Consider the following 23,040-nt stretch of genomic DNA (forward strand, 5'->3'; position numbering starts at 1 on the left):
CACCTTAAATCAATTAAACAAATTAAAACCACACGCTATTTCGGAGTTAAATTAATTAAAAAACTTAAAACCATAAAACACATTAAAACCTTCTAACTTATTGTGAAATAAATCAAAAATTACCTCCAAAATACTCCTTACGATGTATGCAGCAGGGAAAAAAAGAAATACTCCGTAATAAAAAAACATTCCCTTCAATTGCAAACAAGAAGTTATCAGGTTGCTAAACAGAGCAACAAAAACAGAAACCCAGTAACAAATATAGCATCGGGGCTCTATTCACTATGTTCGGTAATAATATATTCACGCAAGTTAAACGCTCAGAAAATAAAAAGATGGCGGCTATCGCGCAATTTTTGAAAGAGAATGATTTGAGCGTTGATACAACTGTCGAAGTATTTATCACCGTCACCCGTGATGACCGCCTGATTGCCTGCGGCGGCATTGCCGGCAATATCATAAAGTGCGTCGCCATCTGCGAATCCGTAAGGGGTGAAGGCTTAGCGTTGACGCTGGCGACCGAGTTAATCAACCTCGCCTATGAGCGCCACTGTACGCACCTCTTCATCTATACCAAAACCGAGTACGAGTCGCTGTTTAAGCAGTGCGGTTTTTCTACGCTGACCAGCGTTCCCGGCATTATGGTGCTGATGGAAAACAGCACCACACGTCTGAAACGCTACGCTGAATCACTGGCGAAACAGCGCCATGAAGGGAAAAAAATTGGCTGTATCGTCATGAACGCCAACCCCTTCACCAACGGACATCGTTTTCTGATCCAACAAGCAGCCGCGCAATGTGACTGGCTGCATCTGTTTTTGGTGAAAGAAGATACCTCGCGTTTTCCGTATGAAGACCGACTGGATCTGGTGCTTAAAGGGACAAAAGACATTCCACGTTTAACCGTTCATCGCGGTTCGGAATACATCATTTCCCGCGCCACATTCCCGTGCTACTTCATCAAAGAGCAGAGCGTTATTAACCACTGCTATACCGAAATAGACCTGAAAATCTTCCGCCAGTATCTGGCCCCGGCTCTTGGCGTCACGCACCGCTTCGTCGGTACCGAGCCGTATTGCACCGTCACCTCCCAGTACAACAACGATATGCGCTACTGGCTGGAGACCCCAACGCTTCCCGCCCCACCGATTGAACTGGTGGAAATTGAGCGGCTGTGCTTCCAGGAGATGCCGATTTCTGCCTCCTGGGTGCGCAAGCTGCTGGTTAAAAAAGATCTCACGGCTATCGCATCCCTGGTCCCTGACGCCACGCTGCACTATCTGCAAAGCATGGTTGAGCGGGCCTCATCGGGTGCGGCAGTCCGCCAAAATACCCCCGCATTAGCAACAGGTGAAAAATGAAAATAAACCAGGCAGCCGTCGCAGGCACACTCGAGTCCGGTGATGTGATGATTCGCATCGCCCCACTCGATTCGCAGGATATTGACCTGCAGGTTAACAGTAGCGTCGAAAAGCAGTTCGGTGATGCCATCCGGGCCACCATTCTGGACGTTCTGTCCCGCTACAACGTACGCGGCGTGCAATTAAATGTTGATGATAAAGGCGCACTGGACTGCATTTTACGTGCGCGACTGGAAGCACTACTGGCCCGCGCTGGCGGTATTCCTGCACTGCCATGGGAGGATTGCCAGTGATTAGTGAATCTTTGCAGCAACGTAAAACCCGTACCCGCCGCAGCATGCTGTTCGTACCGGGCGCCAATGCCGCCATGGTCAGCAACTCGTTCATCTATCCGGCAGATGCGCTGATGTTCGACCTGGAAGACTCCGTCGCGCTGCGCGAGAAAGATACTGCTCGCCGTATGGTGTACCACGCGCTGCAGCATCCGCTGTATCACGACGTTGAAACTATCGTGCGCGTAAACGCCCTCGACTCCGAATGGGGCATTAACGATCTCGAAGCCGTGGTACGCGGCGGCGCTGACATCGTGCGTTTACCGAAGACCGATACCGCGCAGGATGTCATCGACATCGAAAGCGAAATCCTGCGTATCGAGAAAGCCTGTGGCCGTGAGCCCGGCAGTACCGGTCTGTTAGCTGCCATCGAATCGCCGTTAGGCATTACCCGCGCGGTAGAAATTGCCCACGCTTCCGAGCGCCTGATCGGTATTGCACTGGGTGCGGAAGATTATGTGCGTAACCTGCGCACTGAGCGCTCTGCGGAAGGGACTGAACTGCTGTTTGCCCGCTGCTCTATTTTGCAGGCGGCACGCTCTGCCGGCATTCAGGCGTTCGACACCGTTTATTCCGATGCCAACAACGAAGCAGGTTTCCTGCATGAAGCCGCACACATCAAACAACTGGGTTTCGACGGTAAGTCGCTCATCAACCCGCGCCAGATCGAGCTCCTGCACAACCTGTACGCGCCGACACGCAAAGAGCTGGCTCACGCGCGCCTGGTCGTGGAAGCCGCTGAAGCCGCCGCTCGCGAAGGCCGTGGCGTAGTTTCCCTGAACGGCAAAATGGTCGACAGCCCGGTTATCGAGCGCGCCCTTCTGGTTATCTCCCGTGCAGAACTTTCCGGCATTCGCGAAGAATAAGGCATAAAAATGACGCAGAAAATCGAACAGTCTCAACGCCAGGATCGCGTGGCGACCTGGAGCCGTCATGCAGAAAGTGAGCTTTCCGCTTATCAGAGCACCGCAAAAGTTGAATTACAGGCGCAAAAACCGCGCGACAAAAAGCTGTGCGCTAACCTGGAAGACGCCATTCGTCGTTCAGGTTTACAGGATGGCATGACCATCTCTTTCCACCACGCTTTTCGCGGTGGCGATCTGACGATTAACCTGGTGATGGACGCCATCGCCAGAATGGGCTTTAAAAATCTGACGCTGGCCTCCAGCTCCCTGAGCGACTGCCATGCTCCGCTGGTTGAGCACATCCGTCAGGGCGTGGTCAGCCGTATTTACACCTCCGGGCTGCGTGGCCCGCTGGCGGAAGAGATCTCGCGTGGCCTGCTGGCCGAGCCTGTGCAGGTCCACTCCCATGGCGGCCGTGTACACCTGGTGCAAAGTGGCGAACTCAGCATTGATGTGGCGTTCCTCGGCGTACCGTCCTGCGACCAGTTTGGTAACGCTAACGGCTATACCGGTAAAGCGTGCTGTGGTTCACTGGGCTATGCCCGCGTCGATGCCGAAAATGCAAAACAGGTTGTCCTGCTGACTGAACAGCTGCTGACCTATCCACATAACCCGGCCAGCATTACGCAGGATCAGGTGGATCTGATTGTACAGATCGATCAGGTCGGCGATGCGGACAAAATCGGTGCTGATGCGACACGCATGACCACCAACCCGCGTGAACTGTTAATTGCCCGTAGCGCGGCAGACGTCATTGCTAACTCCGGTTACTTCAATGAAGGCTTCTCACTGCAGACAGGAACCGGCGGCGCTTCTCTGGCCGTTACTCGTTTCCTGGAAGACAAGATGCGCAGCCGCGATATCCGTGCTGACTTCGCCCTAGGCGGCATCACCGCTACCATCGTTGACCTGCACGAAAAAGGCCTGATTCGCAAACTGCTGGACGTACAGAGCTTTGACCGTAACGCGGCAGAGTCGCTGGCCCGCAATCCAAACCACATTGAGATCAGTGCCAACCAGTATGCCAACTGGGGCTCAAAAGGCGCCTCCGTCGATCGTCTGGACGTCGTGGTACTGAGCGCGCTGGAAGTTGATACCAGCTTCAACGTTAACGTACTGACCGGTTCTGACGGCGTACTGCGCGGCGCATCCGGCGGTCACTGCGATACTGCGGTTGCCGCTGCGCTTTCCATCATTGTCGCTCCGCTGGTTCGCGGACGCATCCCGACGCTGGTTGATAACGTCCTGACCTGCGTAACCCCGGGCTCCAGCGTAGACATCCTGGTCACTGACCACGGTATCGCCGTTAACCCTGCGCGTCCGGAACTGGCTGAACGTCTGAAAGAAGCCGGTATGAAAGTGGTGTCCATTGAATGGCTGCGCGAACGTGCACAGCAGCTCACCGGTCAGCCACGCGCTATCGAATTCACCGACCGCGTGATTGCCGTTGTGCGTTACCGCGATGGCTCGGTGATTGACGTTGTGCATCAGGTGAAGGAATAAGCCATGCGCCTGCTCCCTGAACACGCCACCCAAAACGCGGTTTCGATTCCCGAGCTGCTCGCCAGCCGGGATGAGAGACAAGTAAGGCAACATGCCTGGCTGACGCGTCATCACGCGCCACTGGTCTCATTTACCGTGGTCGCACCGGGTCCGATTAAAGACAGCGCATTAACCCGTCGCATCTTTAATCACGGCGTCACCGCCCTGCTCGCGCTGGCGGAAAAATTCGCCTGGATTGTCAGGGAGCAAACGGCGCTGGTTTCTGCCAGCGGTCCGGAAGGTCTTTTGTCTATTGAGGCCCCGGCCCACGATCTCAAGCTCGCCACGATTGAACTTGAGCATTCACATCCGCTGGGACGGCTATGGGACATCGATGTCCTGACCCCTGAAGGGGAAATTCTGTCCCGGCGTCATTTCGCACTCCCTGCCCGCCGCTGTCTGCTGTGCGAGCAAAGCGCTGCCGAATGTGCGCGGGGTAAAACCCACGCGCTTTCCGACTTACTCTCTCAGATGGAGGCTCTGCTGCATGATGCCGATTCCCGCAACATCAACCAATAACGCAGTCCTTCCTCTGGATCTGCCTGACGCTTACGCAACGCTTGCGTGGCGGGCCATGTTGACTGAAGTCAACCTGTCGCCCAAACCAGGTCTGGTGGATCGTATTAACAACGGCGCACATAAAGATATGGCGCTGGAAGATTTTCATCGCAGCGCTGAGGCAATTCAGGCCTGGCTGCCGCGTTTTATTGAATATGGGGCGTTTAGCGCACAGCTGTCGCCCGAAGATGTGTTGAAAGGACTGCGCCCACTGGGCATGGCCTGCGAAGCCGATATGTTTCGCGCCACCGAGGGGGTAAACACCCATAAAGGGAGCATCTTTTCACTGGGGCTGCTGTGTGCCGCCATTGGCCGCCTGCACCAGCTCCAACTGACTGTTACCGCTGAAACCCTTTGCTCTACGGTAGCAACATTTTGCCGTGGCCTGACCGAGCGCGAACTGCGCCAGAACAATCAACAACTCACGGCTGGCCAACGTCTTTATCAGCAACTGGGATTAACCGGCGCACGGGGCGAAGCCGAAGCGGGATACCCGCTAGTCATCCAGCATGCCCTGCCGCACTACCGCGCACTGCTGACTCAGGGCCGCGATCCTGAACTGGCGCTACTCGACACGTTATTGCTGCTGATGTCTATCAATGGCGACACCAACGTGGCTTCACGTGGCGGCGCAGAAGGTCTGCGCTGGCTACAGCAGCAGGCCACAACTCTTTTGCAGCAAGGGGGGATTCGCACCCCTGCCGATCTCGAATACCTGCGCCAGTTCGACCAACAGTGCATTGAACGCAACCTCAGCCCAGGAGGCTGCGCCGACCTGCTGATCGTCACCTGGTTCTTAGCTCAGATTTCACAAGTTCATCATTATCACAATTAAAGATCCTTTCCGGAGAATCACACACATGTCTTTAGCAAAAGATAAAATATGGAAATTACTGGCCCCATTGGTCGTAATGGGCGTCATGTTTCTTATCCCTGTCCCTGATGGAATGCCCCCGCAGGCCTGGCACTATTTTGCCGTTTTCGTGGCAATGATTGTCGGGATGATCCTGGAGCCAATCCCGGCAACAGCGATAAGCTTTATCGCCGTAACGATCTGCGTCATCGGCAGCAACTATCTGCTGTTTGATGCTTCAGAGCTGGCCGACCCGGCGTTTAAAGCGGGTAAGCAAGCGCTGAAATGGGGTCTGGCAGGCTTCTCCAGCACTACCGTGTGGTTGGTGTTTGGCGCGTTTATCTTCGCGCTGGGCTATGAAGTCACCGGTCTGGGTCGTCGTATCGCGCTGTTCCTGGTAAAATTCATGGGTAAGCGCACCCTGACGCTGGGCTACGCGATTGTCATCATCGACATACTGCTGGCGCCGTTTACACCGTCCAACACCGCGCGTACCGGTGGTACCGTATTCCCGGTTATCAAAAACCTGCCGCCGCTGTTTAAATCATTCCCGAACGATCCGTCCGCGCGCCGTATCGGCGGATATCTGATGTGGATGATGGTAATCAGTACCAGCCTGAGCTCCTCTATGTTCGTTACCGGTGCTGCACCTAACGTGCTGGGTCTGGAATTCGTCAATAAAATTGCCGGTATTCAAATCAGCTGGTTGCAATGGTTCCTCAGCTTCCTGCCGGTTGGTATTATTTTGCTGATCGTTGCTCCGTGGCTGTCCTATGTTCTTTACAAGCCAGAAGTTACTCACAGTGCTGAAGTTGCCGCGTGGGCTGGTGATGAACTGAAAACCATGGGTAAACTGACGCGTAAAGAGCTGACCCTGATCGGTCTGGTTCTGCTCAGCCTGGGTCTGTGGGTCTTTGGCGGTAAACTGATTGATGCGACCGCTGTGGGTCTGCTGGCAGTCTCGCTGATGCTGGCGCTGCACGTTGTCCCGTGGAAAGACATCACCCGTTATAACAGCGCATGGAACACCCTGGTTAACCTCGCCACGCTGGTCGTTATGGCGAATGGTTTAACCCGCTCAGGCTTCATCGACTGGTTCGCCAACACGATGAGCTCGCACCTGGAAGGCTTCTCGCCTAACGCGACCGTGATCGTTCTGGTGCTGGTGTTCTATTTTGCTCACTACCTGTTTGCCAGCCTTTCCGCACACACCGCCACCATGCTGCCGGTTATTCTGGCCGTCGGTAAAGGCATCCCGGGCGTTCCGATGGAACACCTGTGTATCCTGCTGGTACTGTCCATCGGTATCATGGGCTGTCTGACTCCGTATGCAACTGGCCCTGGCGTTATTATTTACGGCTGCGGTTATGTGAAGTCCAAAGACTACTGGCGTCTGGGTGCTATCTTCGGCGTTATCTACATCTCTATGCTTCTGCTGGTCGGCTGGCCGATTCTGGCAATGTGGAGCTAATCATTCGGGTTCCCGCCTGATGAAAATGATGCCAGTCAGCTAAACCTGACTGGCATTTTTTATGATTAAATAGATGATATTCAGAATTTATATAAGTATCCGAAATCATCATGACATCAACATGGCGTTATTCTTCGCTGCTGGCAGCACTTCTGCTCCCAGTTTCTGCGGCTCAGGCCGATGAACTTCAGGCAAAACAGTACGCTGATTTTGACAGCTACGTGCTGGCCCTCTCCTGGCAAACCGGATTTTGTCAGAGCCAACACGAGAGAAATCGTCAAGAGCCCGCCGAATGTCGTCTGCAAAAAGAGAGCGCGGACAAAGCAGATTTCCTGACCGTTCACGGTTTATGGCCCAGCCTGCCAAAATCCATCGCCGCCCGTGGAGTAGACAACCGCCGCTGGATGCGCTTTGGCTGCGCGACTCGCCCTATTCCCAACCTGCCTGAAGCGCGCGCCAGCCGTAAATGCGCGGCTCCCGAAACGGGCCTGTCGCTGGAAAGCGCGGCAAAACTCAGTGCCGTAATGCCCGGTGCCGGCGGGAGAACCTGTCTGGAACGTTACGAATATGCCAAACATGGCGCCTGTTTCGGTTTTGATCCCGACGCATACTTCGGCACGATGGTACGGATGAATAATGAGGTTAAGAACAGCGAGGCTGGCAAATTCCTCGCGGAAAACTACGGCAAAACCGTCAGCCGCAGCGCATTTGACGCCGCCGTCGCTAAAAGCTGGGGCAGAGAGAACGTTAAAGCCGTGAAGCTAAGCTGCCACGGCAATCCGGCCTATCTCACAGAAATCCAGTTGTCCCTGAAAGCCGACACCATTAACCAGACGTTATCCGCACAGTCATTCTTACCGCAACCGCATCCGGGTAACTGCGGTAAACAGTTTATTATCGACAAAGTGGGATACTGAAAATAACGACCGGCGCGGCAAGCTGGCGTCGGTCCATATGGTTAGCGTTTTGAACGGGCATCCGGGCGAATTAAATCAAAGCGGTGTGTTTCACTTATCGAATAATACGCCGTTGGCCCGCCCGCACGCAGTACCGGTTTTGCTTTCGCCGTCTGGTAGATGCCGCCTTCCAGTAGCGTTTCATCAATATGAATACCCACCACTTCTCCCAGCACCAGCCAGGTTTCAACAGGCGAACCATCAGCGGTGGTCAGTTGCAGACTTTGCGATAAGCGACACTCAAAATTGACCGGGCTTTGCGCCACCCGCGGCACGCTGACTATCCGACTATCTGCTTTGCTAAGCCCGGCGGCAAAAAACTCATCCTCGCCGTGAGGCAAGCTGGCTGACGTTTCGTTCATCGCACTGGCCAACTCAAGAGTCGTCAGATTCCAGACAAACTCACCGGTGTCGATAATATTCTGCACGCTGTCTTTCCAGCCGCTGCTGGCGAAACCAATAATCGGCGGGTGATAATTAAAGCAGTTAAAGAAACTGTACGGTGCAAGGTTATGCCGACCATCGCTGTCGCGGGAGGCAATCCAGCCAATAGGGCGCGGTCCAATGATGGCATTCAGCGGGTCATGCGGTAAGCCGTGTCCTTGTGATGGTTGATAGAAATACATAGTGTTCTCTGTTGAAGTTAACATCAGCGCAGCACAAATTATGCTTCGCTCATCTCCCTGGAAAAAGAAGATCAGCGTAGAACAATCCGCTAAAGATTACGATTGAATAAAGTTGAGCAGATCGCCGTTGATCTGTTGTTTATGGGTAGTGCAAATGCCATGCGAACCGCCAACATACACCTTCAACTGCGCGTCCGGCAGTATTTCCGCCGCAACCTTTCCGCAGGTTTCAAACGGGACAATCTGATCGTCATCACCATGGATCACCAGCGTCGGGATAGTCATCCTTTTGAGATCCTCACGCAGGTCAGTTTCTGAAAACGCGTGAATACAGTCGTACAACGCTTTGATGGAACCTTGTAAGCCCTGTTCAACAAAGCTTTCACGAACGGCTTTCGACGCATTTACGCCCGGGCGGTTGTAGCCATAGAATGCAGCGGTCAGTTCATAGAAGAAGGCAGCGCGATCGTTTATCACTCCCTCACGGATGCCATCAAACACCTCTTTCGGCACACCATTTGGGTTAAAGTCGGTCTTGATCATTATGGGCGTCACCGCGCCGATTAACACCGCTTTGGCTACCCGCTGCGTTCCATGGCGACCAATGTACCTCGCCACTTCCCCGCCCCCGGTAGAGTGTCCGACATGTACGGCATCTTTAAGATTGAGATGCGCGGTAAGTTCAGCCAGATCGTCAGCATACTGATCCATATTGTGACCATCCCAGGGTTGGGCTGAACGCCCATGCCCGCGCCTGTCATGGGCGATCACCCGAAATCCTTTCGACCCGAGGAACAGCATCTGATCCTCAAACGCATCTGCCGTCAGCGGCCAGCCATGGCTAAAGACGATAGGCTGCCCACTTCCCCAATCTTTAAAATGCAAATAGCTGCCGTCTTTCAAGGTAAGTTTGTCGTACTGGCTCATGAGATCTCCTGTCGCGGAACACTGAGTTGTTTGACGCGCCCGCAGCGAGCGCTTAAAAAGCATAATGCAAATTGGAGAACGATCGCGTTTTTCGGCTAAAATCACACCATACGCAACAATATTGATGATTTGCCTGAATGTGAACTAAATCACTTCAAACCTGGGGTAAGTCTCAGTATCATCATAAAAGCTAAACCCTTGCCGCCTGACGGTGAGGGTTTTCTTTTGGGATTATTTACCTGCGCACCCGCAGTATCGACGACATGGAGTAACAAATGTCCAGACCAACTATCATCATTAACGACCTCGATGCGGAACGCATTGACCGCCTGTTGGAGCAACCTGCGTTTGCTGGTTTACCGATTGCCGACGCCCTGAACGCCGAGCTGGATCGTGCCCAAATGTGTTCACCAGAAACCATGCCGCACGATGTCGTGACCATGAACAGCCGCGTGAAATTCCGCAATCTGAGTGATGGCGAAGTCCGTGTGCGTACCCTGGTGTATCCGGCCAATATGACTGACAGCAGCACACAGCTTTCGGTAATGGCACCTGTTGGCGCTGCACTTCTGGGCCTGCGCGTTGGCGACACCATTCACTGGGAACTACCAGGCGGGACCTCAACACACCTTGAAGTCATTGAGCTTGAGTACCAACCTGAAGCTGCGGGCGACTACCTGCGCTAACTCTGTCTTATCAAAGCCACTCGCTTTATCTTACAGGGGATGCATCCGCATCCTCTTTCCGGTTAGTCCTCTGCTCCTGACTCTCACCTTATCTCCTGTTCGCAAAACATAAATCTGTGTCGTGACTGACAGAATCATTTTTAATACTATGCTGATATGTGTTCATGTAATGACAAGGAGAATGTTTATGTACAACACAATCATAATGCCTGTTGATGTATTCGAAATGGAACTGAGCGACAAGGCTATTCGCCATGCAGAATTTCTGGCACAGGAAAACGGGGTTATCCATCTGCTGCATGTGCTGCCAGGCTCAGCAAGCTTAAGCCTGCACCGCTTTGCAGCCGATGTCCGTCGTTTTGAAGAGCATCTACAACACGAAGCGGAAACTCGTCTGCAAACGATGGTCGGTCACTTCAGCATCGATCCTTCCCGTATTAAACAACACGTCCGCTTTGGCAGCGTACGTGACGTCGTCAACGAGTTGGGTGAAGAGTTGAATGCGGATGTGGTCGTCATTGGATCGCGCAACCCATCAATCAGCACTCATCTGCTCGGCTCAAACGCTTCCAGCGTTGTTCGCCACGCTACTCTGCCAGTGCTAGTTGTACGTTAATAGCCTCTAATTTGCTAAAGAAAACCCCTGCCAGGTTAACGCCTGACAGGGGTGACCATGAAAACGTAGTGCAGGTTGATATAATAAAGAAAACGCCTCATCTTTCTTTGATGAAACTAATGATCAGACTCATTAAATGAATGTGTTACGCGGTTTATTGTTTCAAGAATTGACAATCTGAAAGCGTGGAAATAAAAAACCGCCAGCGGATGGCTGACGGTTTTGGCATTGCAGGTGTGTCTTACTTTTTTTATGCTACTGTCGTGCGAATCAGATAATCAAACGAACTCAATGAGGCCTTCGCGCCTTCACCGGTCGCGATGATGATCTGCTTATATGGTACGGTGGTGCAGTCACCAGCGGCGAAAACCCCCTTCACGTTGGTTTCGCACTTGGCATCGATGATGATTTCACCCATGCGATTACGCTCGACGGCACCTTCCAGCCAGTTGGTGTTTGGCAGCAGACCTATCTGTACAAAGATACCCGCCAGTTCCACACTGTGAACGTCGCCACTCACGCGGTCGCGATACTCCAGGCCGGTGACTTTGCTGCCATCGCCTTTCACTTCTGTCGTTTGCGCATTCAGAATAATATCGACGTTTTTCAGACTGCGAAGCTTATTCTGCAGCACCTGGTCAGCCTTCATTTCAGGTGCGAACTCCAGCAGCGTCACATGTTCAACAATGCCTGCCAGATCAATAGCAGCTTCAACACCGGAGTTGCCGCCACCAATCACTGCAACGCGCTTGCCTTTAAACAGCGGGCCATCGCAGTGCGGGCAGTAGGTTACGCCTTTGGTGCGATACTGATCTTCGCCCGGAACGTTCATGTTGCGCCATTTCGCACCGGTGGCAATGATAATGCTGCGTGCTTTAAGCACCGCGCCGGATGCCGTTTCAATCTGATGTAAACCGCCTTCCTGCGCCGCCGGAACCAGTTTACTTGCGCTCTGGCTGTCGATCACATCAACATCATAGTCATCAACGTGTGCTTTCAGCGCGCCCGCCAGTTTCTGGCCTTCGGTTTTCGGTACCGAGATGTAGTTTTCAATATCAACGGTATCAAGAACCTGACCGCCAAAACGTTCGCCCATCAGACCGGTGCGAATACCTTTACGTGCAGAGTACACTGCCGCTGCCGCCCCCGCAGGACCGGAACCGACAATCAGCACGTCATAAGCATCACGTTTGTTCAGCTCTTGTGCCGCACGTTTTTCTGCGCCGCTATCTACTTTCGCCACGATCTCAGTCAGCGTCATACGCCCCTGACCGAACTCTTTGCCGTTCATATACACCGCCGGAACGCCCATCACGTTGCGATCGGTAATTTCGTTCTGGAATGTACCGCCGTCAATCGCCGTATGCTTGATGCGTGGATTCAGTACCGACATCAGGTTCAGCGCCTGTACCACGTCCGGACAGTTATGACAGGAAAGCGAATAATAGGTTTCAAACTCAAAATCACCGTCGAGATCGCGGATCTGCTCCAGCAACGCCTGCGCCTCTTTTGACGGATGACCACCGGTCCACAGCAGCGCCAGCACCAGGGAGGTAAACTCATGGCCCAGCGGAGAACCGGCAAAGCGCGGCCCCTGGTGAGAACCTGGATTAGTGATCAGGAACGATGGCTTGCGTACCGCCAGAGTATTGTCTTCTTTAAAGGTGACTTTTTCTGACAGTTCAGCAATTTCAGTCAGCAGTTCCTTGATTTCTGCCGATTTGGCGCTGTCATCCAGCGTAGCAATCAGCTCAACAGGTTTGGTCAGTTTCTCAAGATAAGCCTTGAGCTGGGTTTTCATATTTGTGTCGAGCATTCTTCTTCCCTCTCTGAAAACATCATCATGCAAGCCGACTTTGCGGGACTGCATTAATGCAACTTGCGTCATGGTGCTGGAATGAAACAGGCGCAAACTGCGCCTGTGGAATGGCCGGATGCACTGCGTTTATCCGGCCGACAAATTATGCGACTTAAATCTTACCGACCAGATCTAAGGATGGAGCCAGGGTCGCTTCGCCTTCTTTCCATTTCGCCGGGCAAACTTCACCTGGGTGAGAGGCAACGTACTGTGCGGCTTTAATTTTACGCAGCAGGTCAGACGCATCACGGCCGATACCTTCAGCGGTAACTTCGATTGCCTGGATGATACCCTGCGGGTCTACAACGAAGGTTGCGCGGTCAGCCAGACCTTCATCTTCACGCATGTTGTCGAAGTTACGGGTCAGGGCGCCAGTCGGGTCGCCGATCATCGCGTATTTGATTTTCGCGATGGTGTCAGAGCTGCTGTGCCACGCTTTGTGGGTGAAGTGGGTGTCAGTAGATACGGAATAGACATCTACGCCCAGTTTCTGCAGTTCTTCGTAATGGTCAGCCACATCACCCAGCTCGGTCGGGCAAACGAAAGTAAAGTCAGCCGGGTAGAAGAAGAAGACGCTCCAGCGACCTTCGGTATCTTTCTCGGTTACTTCGATGAACTCACCGTTTTTGAACGCCTGGTTTTTGAAAGGTTTAATTTTGGTATTAATCAAAGACATCTGTACTTCCTCCGTGTTTTCGTTGAGAGATAAGTTAACGAAAATCTCTTCGCAGGGCTAATGCGTTTCCTTTATCAAATCAATAAGCGTTAACTAACAACCCACTCAAACTCATGTTGTGAACCTAAAGATAAAAGTAAAAAAGGCCCCCTTTGCAGGGAGCCTCATTACCCGAGCTACCCGCAGGTAACGTCAGTGCCAGCAGGGCTGGCTATGTGTTGCGCTCTACATTACCTTAACAAAGGTCGTAACAGCGATTGGGATTACATCACCCCACTCAAGAAAGGGCAATCGACAGACGGTCGATCTTACCTATGGCTGCGATAGGTTTTGCAACTTAGCCCCCTTTCCTTCTGATTTTATAAGGAAAATCAATGTTTAAACGTACCTTACTCTTAACCCTGCTTCCTGCCGTGGTGCACGCCGAAGAACTTCCTGCTCCCGTTAAAGCTATTGAGAAACAGGGCATTACTATTCTGAAACCCTTCGACGCGCCGGGTGGAATGAAGGGCTACCTGGGAAAATACCAGGATATGGGCGTTACTATCTATGTTACGCCTGACGGCAAACACGCCATTTCCGGTTATATGTATAACGAAAAAGGCGAAAACCTCAGTAATACGCTGATAGAAAAAGAGATCTACGCCCCTGCCGGGCGCGAAATGTGGCAGCGAATGGAAAAAGCATCCTGGATTCTGGACGGGAAAAAAGAGGCTCCGGTCATTGTCTACGTGTTTGCCGATCCCTTCTGTCCCTATTGCAAACAGTTCTGGCAGCAGGCTCGCCCGTGGGTGGACTCAGGTAAAGTTCAGTTGCGCACATTACTGGTTGGCGTAATTAAACCCGAAAGCCCGGCTACCGCCGCAGCGATTCTGGCCGCAAAAGATCCGGCCAAGACCTGGCATGACTATGAGGCATCCGGTGGGAAAATGAAGCTACAAATCCCGACTTCCGTCTCACCGGAGCAGATGAAAGTGTTGAATATCAATCAAAAGTTGATGGATGATTTAGGCGCCAACGTCACGCCGGCTATCTATTACATGAGTAAAGACGATACGTTACAACAGGAAGTCGGCTTACCGGATAAGGAGAAATTAAACATTATCATGGGTAATAAATAAATGTGAAAAAATGAGTGGTTGTTATCATTCCCATGTCAATCACTCATTTAAATTAACTTTTTTGGTCAAAATTACGCAACATGTGCTATTTTTAGTTTAAATTAATAATTCATTAAGCACACAAACATAAATCACAAGAATATTCACAACTTAAAATATTTCAGAATTAAATTTTTCAAAACATGACCATCACAGGAAGGTATGTATGGCTAACCTCTATGACCTTAAAAAGTTCGATCTCAATCTATTGGTTATCTTTGAGTGTATTTATCAACATTTGAGTATCACTAAAGCTGCCGAAACTTTGTATATCACCCCCTCTGCCGTTAGCCAGTCACTGCAACGGCTACGCACACAATTTAATGACCCACTGTTTATCCGCTCCGGAAAAGGCCTAACGCCAACGATTATGGGGATTAACCTCCATCATCATCTTGAGAAAAACCTCAACAGTCTGGAGCAGACACTAAACATCATGAATAACTCCAGTCTGAAGAAAAAATTCGTTATTTACTGTCCACAACTGCCAACCATTATCAACATCGAGGAAGTTATTCATTTTCTCAGAGAAGACTCGCATGTCGAAATTGAGCACCATAACATACTGATCACTGCTGAAAGCACGGAAAATCTGTTGGCTTACAGAAAAGCAGATTTAGTCATTGCTACCGCTCCAGTGAGTAATCGTTCGATAATATGCTCGCCATTTAAAACTGCTGAAACAATATTAGTTTGCAACAAAAACCATCCGAGAATTAATGGAGAAAGTACGCTTGAAACAATATTAAAAGAACAGTTCACGCAACTTATCTCTGAAGATCCTGGCGTTAAAGAATACTGGCAAAAAACCAGCGCATTGCTGGCTAATCGAGATATTGGCTTCCGCAGCGACTCATTAATAACGATCATTAATATTATTTCAAACACAGATATCATAGGTCTGTTACCAAGAGATGTTTACGAACAATATATCGGCTCATTTAATTTAAAAGAGATCCGTATCGATATCCCCTTACCCAAAATAAATTTATTTTTAATGTATAACAGAGCGTCACTCAACAATACTGGCTTCGTTAATTTAATTAATAAAATAAATGATAAAAATGACCAAAGGACTAACAAGTAGAGCTTTACCTATTCATTTTATATATTTATGAATGAAGGCAATTCAAAATAACCATGAATGTATTAAAACGTTGCACCTGGAAAAAATTAGCATATCTTATTGTCAGCATTTGTTATTGTTTTAAATAATAATTTTGATATGAGTTTAATATGTCTATTTATAAAATCCCGCTTGATCAAAACGTGCTGGACGCCGCTCTGGAGCGCATAACCTGGGCGCTGGAAACTCTGCCTCGGGTTTGTGTCTCTTTCTCCGGCGGGAAAGATTCAGGACTGATGTTACATCTGACAGCTATGCTTGCACGCCAACTGCATAAAAAAATTGACGTACTATTTATCGACTGGGAAGCCCAATTTTCCTGCACTATTGATTATGTTGAGGCGCTTCGTGCACGTTATTCTGATGTCATCGAGCGCTTTTATTGGGTGGCTTTACCGCTCACCACCCAGAATTCCCTCTCTCAATTTCAGCCAGAATGGCAGTGTTGGGAACCCGGTACTCCGTGGGTTCGCCAGCCTCCCACGGATGCCATAACCGATCCAGAGTATTTCTCCTTCTATCAACCCGGCATGACCTTTGAACAATTTGTTCGCGAGTTCGCTGACTGGTATTCAGAGAAACGTCCAGCCGGCATGATGGTCGGGATCCGCGCCGATGAGTCATATAATCGTTTTGTCGCCATTGCCAATTCGCAAAAGCAGCGCTTTGCCGATGATAAACCCTGGACCACCAGCGCCCCCGGCGGGCATACCTGGTATATTTACCCGATTTATGACTGGAAAACTGCCGATATCTGGACCTGGTTCGCAAAAACCAGAATGTCGTGCAATCCCTTATACAATCTCATGTATCAGGCCGGTGTCCCAACACGTTACATGCGTATTTGTGAGCCCTTTGGCCCGGAACAGCGTCAGGGATTATGGCTATATCACGTCATTGAACCCGAGCGTTGGGCAACCATGTGCGCCCGTGTCAGCGGTGTAAAAAGTGGCGGAATTTATGCCGGTCAGGACAACCATTTTTACGGGCACCGCAAAATATTGAAACCCGAACATTTAAACTGGCAGGAATACGCCATGCTGCTGCTCAACAGCATGCCGGAAAAGACCGCTGAGCATTATCGCAATAAAATCGCCATCTATTTGCAGTGGTATAAGAAAAAGGGCATGGACAATATCCCGCAAACTCAGGAAAAAGATATTGGCTCAGCGGATATTCCGTCATGGCGGCGTATCTGTAAAGTCCTGCTGAATAACGACTACTGGTGCCGGGCGCTGTCATTCAGCCCCACAAAACCCAAAAACTACCAACGTTATAATGAACGCATGAAAATAAAACGCCAGCAATGGGGAATCTTATGCAACACCGACTAACTCAAGAACTCACTGGTTTTCTTTCTGGGCTGTCAGAAGAAGAACGAATTGAAGCAATCAACCAATTCAGAATGGCTATCCACAGCGTCAGCCCTTTTCGCGAAGAGCCAGTAGACTGTGTACTATGGATTAAAAACGAGCATATCTCACCCAATGACTATAACCCTAATAACGTTGCGCCTCCGGAGAAAAAGCTGCTGCAGAAATCCCTCGAAGCAGACGGATTCACGCAGCCCATCGTGGTAGTTCACTCCACGGAGGAAGAATACGAAATTGTCGATGGTTTCCACCGTCATGAGCTAGGTAAAAGCAAACCGTCGCTGAAATCACGCCTGCATGGCTACCTGCCGGTCACCTGTTTACAGCGTGAGCGCCATGAACGCATGGCAGCGACAATTCGTCATAACCGTGCCCGTGGGCGGCATAAAATTCATGCCATGTCGGAAATCGTTCGTGAATTATCACTACTGGGATGGAGCGCAGAGAAAATCAGTAAAGAGTTAGGTATGGACGACGATGAGGTTTTACGTCTGAAACAAATTAACGGTCTGCAAGAGTTGTTTGCCGACCGTCGCTTCTCCAAAGCCTGGACAGTAAAATAACTACAGCGCAACCAGACGTTCGGCTGCCGCCAGCAGCGTCGATTCTTGCTTGGCAAAACATAGGCGAATCAGCTTATGCGGGAAAGGATCGGCGCAGAAAACCGACAACGGGATCGCGGCAACGCCCACTTCTTTGGTCAGCCACTGGCAAAACTCAACGTCGTTAAGCGTGGAGACGGCACTGTAATCGACCAGCAGAAAATAGGTGCCTTCACACGGCAAAATTTCCAGTCGGCTGTCACGCAGCGCGTTCACCAACACATCGCGTTTTTTCTGATAAAAGGCTGGCAACTCACGATAGTGTGTTGGATCCTCCCGCAGCATATCCGCCAGCGCCAACTGAGCCGGCGTATTCACTGAGAACGTCAGATACTGGTGTACCTTGCGTAATTCAGCGCTAATGGCGGCAGGCGCAACGCAGTAGCCGACTTTCCAGCCGGTCATATGGTAGGTCTTCCCAAACGATGAAACGGCAACCGCGCGTTCGCGCAGCTGTGAATGCGCCAGCACGCTGGCATGTCCCTGTCCGGCGAAGCAAATGTGCTCATAAACTTCGTCGCTGATGACAAAGATCTCGCGTTCTTTAATCGCCTGCCACAGGGCATCAAAATCGGCGTGATGCCATACGGTGGCGGAAGGATTGTGCGGCGTGTTAAGGATCACCAGTCGGGTACGATCGCTGAGTACAGCGCTAAATTCCTGCCAGTTGACGCGAAAAGACGGCGGTTGCAGCGCGATACGTTTAACTACGCCGCCGGATAATTCGACCGCGGGCGCATAGCTGTCGTAGCTCGGGTCAAAACAAATCACCTCATCGCCAGGACGCACCAGCGCCGTAATTGCGGCGAACAGCGCTTCTGTGGCTCCCGCCGTCACGGTCACTTCACTATTCGCATCAGGTTTATAGCCGTACAACTGCGCGGTTTTATCCGCAATGGCTTCGCGCAGCGGCTGTACGCCCGTCATCGGCGCATACTGGTTTGCGCCATGCGCGACGTGATACGCCAGACGTTCCTGCAAAAAGAGTGGCCCGTCAAAATCAGGAAATCCCTGCGAGAGGTTAATGGCCTGATGCTGCTGCGCCAGCGCGCTCATTTGCGTGAAGATAGTGGTGCCAAGATTAGGCAGTTTGCTTTGCGGAATCAGCGGGTTATTACTCATTATTGTTATCCCAGCGGGTGATGTTGTGGTTGAAGCCACTATAGCACGATGCTAATATTTGGCAATCAAGACGTTCAGACGTCTATATAAAAATAACCTGCATTGACAGGACAGCCAAAAGGACAACACAACATGAGTAATACCGAGATTCGCGTCGTCACCGGCCCGGCCAACTATTTTTCCCATCCCGGCAGCCTGTCAAGACTCAACGATTTTTTCACCGCAGAGCAACTCTCACGCGCCGTCTGGGTTTACGGTGAACGCGCCATCGACGCGGCCCGCCCTTATCTGCCTGAGGCATTTCATCTTGCCGATGCCAGGCACCTGCTGTTTACGGGACATTGCAGCGAAACCGATGTTACTCAACTGGCAAAAGAGTCAGGAGAGAATCGCAGCGTGGTGATTGGTGTGGGCGGCGGGACATTGCTCGACACAGCCAAAGCGCTGGCTCGTCGTCTGGGTCTGCCTTTTGTCGGTATTCCTACTATCGCAGCGACCTGCGCCGCATGGACACCGCTCTCCGTCTGGTACAACGATGCAGGCCAGGCGCTGCATTTCGAAATTTTCGCTGACGCCAATTTCCTCGTGCTGGTCGAGCCAGAGATCGTTCTCAATGCGCCTGAAGAATACTTACTGGCGGGGATCGGCGACACGCTGGCGAAATGGTACGAGGCCGTCGTGCTCGCACCTGAGCCGGAAAACCTGCCTCTGACCGTACGTCTGGGTATCCATGCTGCGCAGACGATCCGCGACGTCCTGTTGGAAAGCAGCGAGCAGGCGCTGGTCGATAAGCAACAAGGCACGTTAAGCCGCACATTTTGCGATGTGGTGGATGCAATTATTGCCGGAGGCGGCATGGTCGGCGGTCTGGGTGAGCGCTACACCCGCGTGGCGGCGGCGCATTCGGTACATAATGGCCTGACCGTGCTCCCGCAAACGGAGAAGTTTTTGCATGGCACCAAAGTGGCGTACGGCATACTGGTGCAAAGCGCGCTGCTGGAACAAGATGATGTGCTGGCGCAGTTAATTACCGCCTATCAGCGCTTCAACCTGCCAACCCGGTTGGCTCAACTGGACGTGGACATCAACAACCGCGCCGAAATCGACAACGTGATTGCGCACACCCTGCGCCCGGTGGAGTCCATTCATGCGCTGCCGGTAACGTTAACGCCACAGACGCTGCGCGCAGCCTTCGAAAAAGTAGAATCGTTTACGGTGTGATTATGGTGTGGGATGCCTGATGGCGGCAACGCAGCGACCCCCCTGGAGCTTACAAAGGTAAGTGACCAGGGTGAACACACCTGCAGCTTGAATGATGAAGAGCATTAACAGCAGCGTGCGCCGCCTTTCCCCCCGTAGCGCGCATCCTGGCGTTCGCGGAAAAATTCTTCGTAGGTCATTGGTGTCAGGTCCGGATGCGTGACGCGCATATGCTCAACATAGTTGTCGTAATCCGGCACACCTATCATTAATCGGGCGGTTTGACCCAAATACTTCCCGGCTTTAGAGAGCGTTTCAAACATAGTGGTTCCCTGTCGAACAAACGCCCTCCCCATTCAGGAGAGGGCTCGTTGGTTAAGAGAATATTAGTGCGCGCCTTTCGCCTGCGCCACGATCTCTTCGACATTCTCAGGCATCGGTTCGTATGGCGTTTCTTTCGAAGTAGGTTTGTCCTCTTTCAGTGCTGCCAGTGCAGTTTTGATGGAGAACAGACCCAGCACCACAACGACTACCATGAAGAAGATAGTGAGACCCGCATCCAGGCGGTTGTTAAACACCAACTGCGTCAGCTGCGACTGAGTGTACTGCGCCGGAATATTACCGCTGTCGATCATCGCCTGGAACTTGTTAGCGATGGCGAGGAAGCCAATTTTCGCATCCGGGCTAAACGCTTTCTGCCAGCCGGCGGTCAGGGTACAAATCAGCAGCCAGGCCGTTGGCACCAGCGCCACCCACGCGTAGCGCTGACGTTTCATCTTGAACAGCACCACCGCGCAAAGCATCAACGCCATACCGGCCAGCATCTGGTTGGCGATACCAAACAGTGGCCACAGGGTATTAATACCACCCAATGGATCCACCACGCCCTGGTGCAAGAAGTAACCCCAGGCCAGCACGCACAGCGCCGTTGCCAGCAGGTTCGCAGGCAGCGAATCGGTACGTTTCAGACCCGGTGACACCACGCCCAGCAGATCCTGCAGCATAAACCGTGCGGCACGGGTACCGGCGTCTACCGCCGTCAGAATAAACAGGGCTTCAAACAGAATGGCGAAGTGATACCAGAACGCCACATCCATCATGCCGCCCAGCGCACCATGCAGAATATACGCCATGCCCACCGCCAGCGTCGGCGCACCGCCTGCGCGGGAAATAATGGATTGTTCGCCGACATCGTTCGCAATCTGATGCAGCGTATCAGGCGTGATAACAAAGCCCCAACTGCTCACAACCTGTGCCGCTGACGCAACCACATCGGTGGTTCCGGCAGGTGCCAGTACAGCCATCGGGCTGTTCATCGCAAAATAGACGCCCGGGTCGATAACGCAGGCCGCCACCAGCGCCATAATGGCGACAAAGGATTCCATCAGCATCCCGCCGTAGCCAATAAAACAGGCCTGACCTTCATTCGCCAGCATCTTCGGCGTGGTGCCGGAGGCAATCAGCGCGTGGAAACCAGAGACCGCACCGCAGGCGATGGTAATAAACAAGAACGGGAACAGGTTACCGCTCCAGACCGGGCCTGTACCGTCAACAAACTTGGTCAGCGCAGGCATGGTCAGCGTCGGACGCATGATCAGAATCCCTACCGCCAGACCAACAATGGTACCGATTTTCAGGAAGGTAGAGAGATAATCACGCGGTGCCAGCAGCAGCCACACCGGCAACACAGCGGCGACAAAGCCGTATCCCACCAGCATCCAGGTCAACTGTACGCCGGTAAAGTCAAAGTACGGTGCCCAGGTCGGGCTTTCAGCCACCCAGCCGCCGGAAATAATAGCAAACACCAGGAATACCAGACCGATGACCGACACTTCACCAATGCGGCCCGGGCGCAGATAACGCAGGTAAATCCCCATAAAGATCGCCAGCGGGATAGTAAAGGCGACGGTGTAGGTTCCCCACGGGCTGTGGGTCAGCGCTTTCACGACGATCATCGCCAGTACCGCGAGGATAATCACCATGATCATAAAACAGGCCACCAGCGCAATGACGCCCGCCGTTGGGCCCATCTCTTCTTTCACCAGTTCGCCAAGGGAACGACCATCGCGACGGGTAGAAACAAACAGCACCATAAAGTCCTGCACCGCCCCCGCCAGTACCACCCCGGCAAGCAGCCAGATCATACCCGGCAGATAGCCCATTTGCGCCGCCAGCACCGGTCCAACTAATGGACCCGCTCCAGCAATCGCCGCGAAATGGTGGCCAAACAGCACTTTTTTATCGGTAGGAACATAGTCCAGACCATCGTTATGACGCACGGCAGGCGTCATACGCGTCGGGTCCAGCGCCAGTACATTTTTCGCGATGTACAGGCCGTAGAAACGGTAAGCGATAAGGTAGACACAGACCGACGCCACGACTATCCACAACGCGTTGATCTGTTCGCCACGATTTAATGCGATATAGCCGAGGGCAAATGCTCCCATAACGGAGAGCACTGTCCAGACGAGGTACTTCCCTGATTTATTCATACTTGGTTTTCCGTTGTCCTGGTCAGAGAGATGTTACATTTTGTTTCTATAACATCTTTTCTGAATTTAACAACCTGACAACCATGTAAACCCGAAGTATCACTGAGTATTTACATTGCATTGTTAACTGGATCACTTCATTTAGCCGTTAACCCTGCAATTTCATTTTACTTTGTCGGGCGACTCACCCCATCACCGCAGTGCCTAAACGACAGGTGCAACAGCGTCGTCCCTGCTCATCAAAGATGACGATTTCCCAGCTTTGACTCTGACGCCCGAGGTGCAACGGCTGGCAAACGCCGCGCACTTTCCCCTGCGCAACCGCCCGATGGTGCGTGGCGTTCAGTTCCGTACCCACTACACACTGCCCGTCGCGAGTCATCAGATAACCCGCCATCGAACCCAATGTTTCCGCCAGGGCCGCCGACGCGCCGCCGTGCAGCAGACCAAACGGCTGATGCGTCCGGCTATCCACCGGCATTTCGGCTTCCAGCACATCATCCCCCAGTCGGGTATAGACCATGCCTAAATGCGCCACCATCGTGTTCTGACTGGTGGCATTCAGTTCATCCAGCGTTAAATGACGTTTCCAGATCAT

At 52.0% G+C, this 23,040-nt stretch carries 23 protein-coding genes; 15 read left to right on the top strand and 8 right to left on the bottom strand.

Annotated features, from left to right (window positions below):
• Positions 1-284: 284 nt before the first annotated feature.
• The 8 genes from citC to rna all read left to right on the top strand — a co-directional run bounded on the left by citC (position 285) and on the right by rna (position 7,939).
• A complete protein-coding gene (gene citC, locus GFC06_RS21220; RefSeq protein ID WP_016152224.1) occupies positions 285-1,361 on the top strand; it encodes a [citrate (pro-3S)-lyase] ligase in 1,077 nt (358 codons plus the stop codon).
• Positions 1,358-1,654: a citrate lyase acyl carrier protein gene (gene citD / locus GFC06_RS21225; protein ID WP_003831276.1), complete on the top strand. Its 297-nt coding sequence runs from the start codon at positions 1,358-1,360 to the stop codon at positions 1,652-1,654. The genes citC and citD overlap by 4 nt, the downstream gene beginning before the upstream one ends.
• Positions 1,651-2,559 (top strand): aldolase/citrate lyase family protein, encoded by a 909-nt coding sequence (locus GFC06_RS21230; protein ID WP_019076252.1) that lies wholly within the window; start codon positions 1,651-1,653, stop codon positions 2,557-2,559. The genes citD and GFC06_RS21230 overlap by 4 nt, the downstream gene beginning before the upstream one ends.
• A 9-nt stretch (positions 2,560-2,568) precedes the next feature.
• Positions 2,569-4,101: a citrate lyase subunit alpha gene (gene citF / locus GFC06_RS21235; protein ID WP_016152222.1), complete on the top strand. Its 1,533-nt coding sequence runs from the start codon at positions 2,569-2,571 to the stop codon at positions 4,099-4,101.
• A gap of 3 nt (positions 4,102-4,104) precedes the next feature.
• Positions 4,105-4,659: a citrate lyase holo-[acyl-carrier protein] synthase gene (gene citX / locus GFC06_RS21240; protein ID WP_153690624.1), complete on the top strand. Its 555-nt coding sequence runs from the start codon at positions 4,105-4,107 to the stop codon at positions 4,657-4,659.
• Positions 4,628-5,533, top strand: coding sequence for a triphosphoribosyl-dephospho-CoA synthase CitG (citG, locus tag GFC06_RS21245; protein ID WP_047501763.1), 906 nt, complete (start codon positions 4,628-4,630; stop codon positions 5,531-5,533). Before citX ends, citG begins: the two co-directional genes overlap by 32 nt.
• A 25-nt stretch (positions 5,534-5,558) precedes the next feature.
• Positions 5,559-7,022 (top strand): citrate/succinate antiporter CitT, encoded by a 1,464-nt coding sequence (gene citT, locus GFC06_RS21250; RefSeq protein WP_016152219.1) that lies wholly within the window; start codon positions 5,559-5,561, stop codon positions 7,020-7,022.
• 110 nt (positions 7,023-7,132) lie between these two features.
• The gene (gene rna, locus GFC06_RS21255; RefSeq protein ID WP_153690625.1) at positions 7,133-7,939 is read left to right on the top strand and encodes a ribonuclease I; all 807 of its coding nucleotides are present in this window, start codon (positions 7,133-7,135) and stop codon (positions 7,937-7,939) included.
• Between the two features lie 41 nt (positions 7,940-7,980).
• Here rna and GFC06_RS21260 read toward each other — a convergent pair whose 3' ends face one another.
• Both GFC06_RS21260 and GFC06_RS21265 read right to left on the bottom strand, forming a co-directional pair.
• Complete coding sequence (locus tag GFC06_RS21260; RefSeq protein WP_047359504.1) at positions 7,981-8,604, bottom strand: flavin reductase family protein; 624 nt, start codon at positions 8,602-8,604, stop codon at positions 7,981-7,983.
• A 96-nt stretch (positions 8,605-8,700) separates the two neighbouring features.
• The gene (locus tag GFC06_RS21265) at positions 8,701-9,531 is read right to left on the bottom strand and encodes an alpha/beta fold hydrolase (RefSeq protein ID WP_053388577.1); all 831 of its coding nucleotides are present in this window, start codon (positions 9,529-9,531) and stop codon (positions 8,701-8,703) included.
• A gap of 275 nt (positions 9,532-9,806) precedes the next feature.
• Here GFC06_RS21265 and rnk point away from each other — a divergent pair, with 275 nt between their 5' ends.
• On the top strand, positions 9,807-10,217 hold the full coding sequence (gene rnk, locus GFC06_RS21270) for a nucleoside diphosphate kinase regulator (RefSeq protein WP_005120853.1): 411 nt from the start codon (positions 9,807-9,809) through the stop codon (positions 10,215-10,217).
• A 187-nt stretch (positions 10,218-10,404) separates the two neighbouring features.
• Positions 10,405-10,833: a universal stress protein UspG gene (gene uspG, locus GFC06_RS21275; protein ID WP_016152215.1), complete on the top strand. Its 429-nt coding sequence runs from the start codon at positions 10,405-10,407 to the stop codon at positions 10,831-10,833.
• Between the two features lie 250 nt (positions 10,834-11,083).
• On the opposite strand, the gene ahpF is transcribed toward uspG, so the two are convergent.
• Complete coding sequence (gene ahpF / locus GFC06_RS21280) at positions 11,084-12,649, bottom strand: alkyl hydroperoxide reductase subunit F (protein WP_153690626.1); 1,566 nt, start codon at positions 12,647-12,649, stop codon at positions 11,084-11,086.
• 154 nt (positions 12,650-12,803) lie between these two features.
• Positions 12,804-13,367: an alkyl hydroperoxide reductase subunit C gene (ahpC, locus tag GFC06_RS21285; RefSeq protein WP_004859485.1), complete on the bottom strand. Its 564-nt coding sequence runs from the start codon at positions 13,365-13,367 to the stop codon at positions 12,804-12,806.
• A gap of 374 nt (positions 13,368-13,741) precedes the next feature.
• Here ahpC and dsbG point away from each other — a divergent pair, with 374 nt between their 5' ends.
• From dsbG to GFC06_RS21305, 4 genes are all read left to right on the top strand, one after another.
• Positions 13,742-14,488: a thiol:disulfide interchange protein DsbG gene (gene dsbG / locus GFC06_RS21290; RefSeq protein ID WP_153690627.1), complete on the top strand. Its 747-nt coding sequence runs from the start codon at positions 13,742-13,744 to the stop codon at positions 14,486-14,488.
• Between the two features lie 205 nt (positions 14,489-14,693).
• Positions 14,694-15,614 (top strand): DNA-binding transcriptional repressor CitR, encoded by a 921-nt coding sequence (gene citR / locus GFC06_RS21295; protein ID WP_049282450.1) that lies wholly within the window; start codon positions 14,694-14,696, stop codon positions 15,612-15,614.
• A gap of 149 nt (positions 15,615-15,763) precedes the next feature.
• Entirely contained in the window at positions 15,764-16,987 is a 1,224-nt protein-coding gene (locus tag GFC06_RS21300; RefSeq protein ID WP_049282451.1) for a phosphoadenosine phosphosulfate reductase, read from the top strand.
• On the top strand, positions 16,972-17,589 hold the full coding sequence (locus GFC06_RS21305) for an IbrB-like domain-containing protein (RefSeq protein WP_047501774.1): 618 nt from the start codon (positions 16,972-16,974) through the stop codon (positions 17,587-17,589). The genes GFC06_RS21300 and GFC06_RS21305 overlap by 16 nt, the downstream gene beginning before the upstream one ends.
• On the opposite strand, the gene GFC06_RS21310 is transcribed toward GFC06_RS21305, so the two are convergent.
• Positions 17,590-18,750, bottom strand: a complete 1,161-nt coding sequence (locus tag GFC06_RS21310) for a pyridoxal phosphate-dependent aminotransferase (protein ID WP_153690628.1) — start codon at positions 18,748-18,750, stop codon at positions 17,590-17,592.
• Between the two features lie 132 nt (positions 18,751-18,882).
• On the opposite strand from GFC06_RS21310, the gene GFC06_RS21315 reads away from it, so the two are divergent.
• Positions 18,883-19,971, top strand: coding sequence for an oxidoreductase (locus tag GFC06_RS21315; protein ID WP_153690629.1), 1,089 nt, complete (start codon positions 18,883-18,885; stop codon positions 19,969-19,971).
• A 104-nt stretch (positions 19,972-20,075) separates the two neighbouring features.
• On the opposite strand, the gene GFC06_RS21320 is transcribed toward GFC06_RS21315, so the two are convergent.
• The 3 genes from GFC06_RS21320 to entH all read right to left on the bottom strand — a co-directional run bounded on the left by GFC06_RS21320 (position 20,076) and on the right by entH (position 23,040).
• Positions 20,076-20,273 carry a YbdD/YjiX family protein gene (locus tag GFC06_RS21320; RefSeq protein WP_019076244.1) on the bottom strand — a complete coding sequence of 66 codons (198 nt, stop codon included), beginning with the start codon at positions 20,271-20,273 and terminating at the stop codon, positions 20,076-20,078.
• Positions 20,274-20,336: 63 nt separating this feature from the next.
• Entirely contained in the window at positions 20,337-22,442 is a 2,106-nt protein-coding gene (gene cstA, locus GFC06_RS21325) for a pyruvate/proton symporter CstA (RefSeq protein WP_016152202.1), read from the bottom strand.
• Between the two features lie 184 nt (positions 22,443-22,626).
• Positions 22,627-23,040 (bottom strand): proofreading thioesterase EntH, encoded by a 414-nt coding sequence (entH, locus tag GFC06_RS21330; RefSeq protein WP_029139447.1) that lies wholly within the window; start codon positions 23,038-23,040, stop codon positions 22,627-22,629.

The sequence above is a fragment of the Citrobacter braakii genome (genome assembly GCF_009648935.1).
GTDB lineage: Bacteria > Pseudomonadota > Gammaproteobacteria > Enterobacterales > Enterobacteriaceae > Citrobacter > Citrobacter braakii.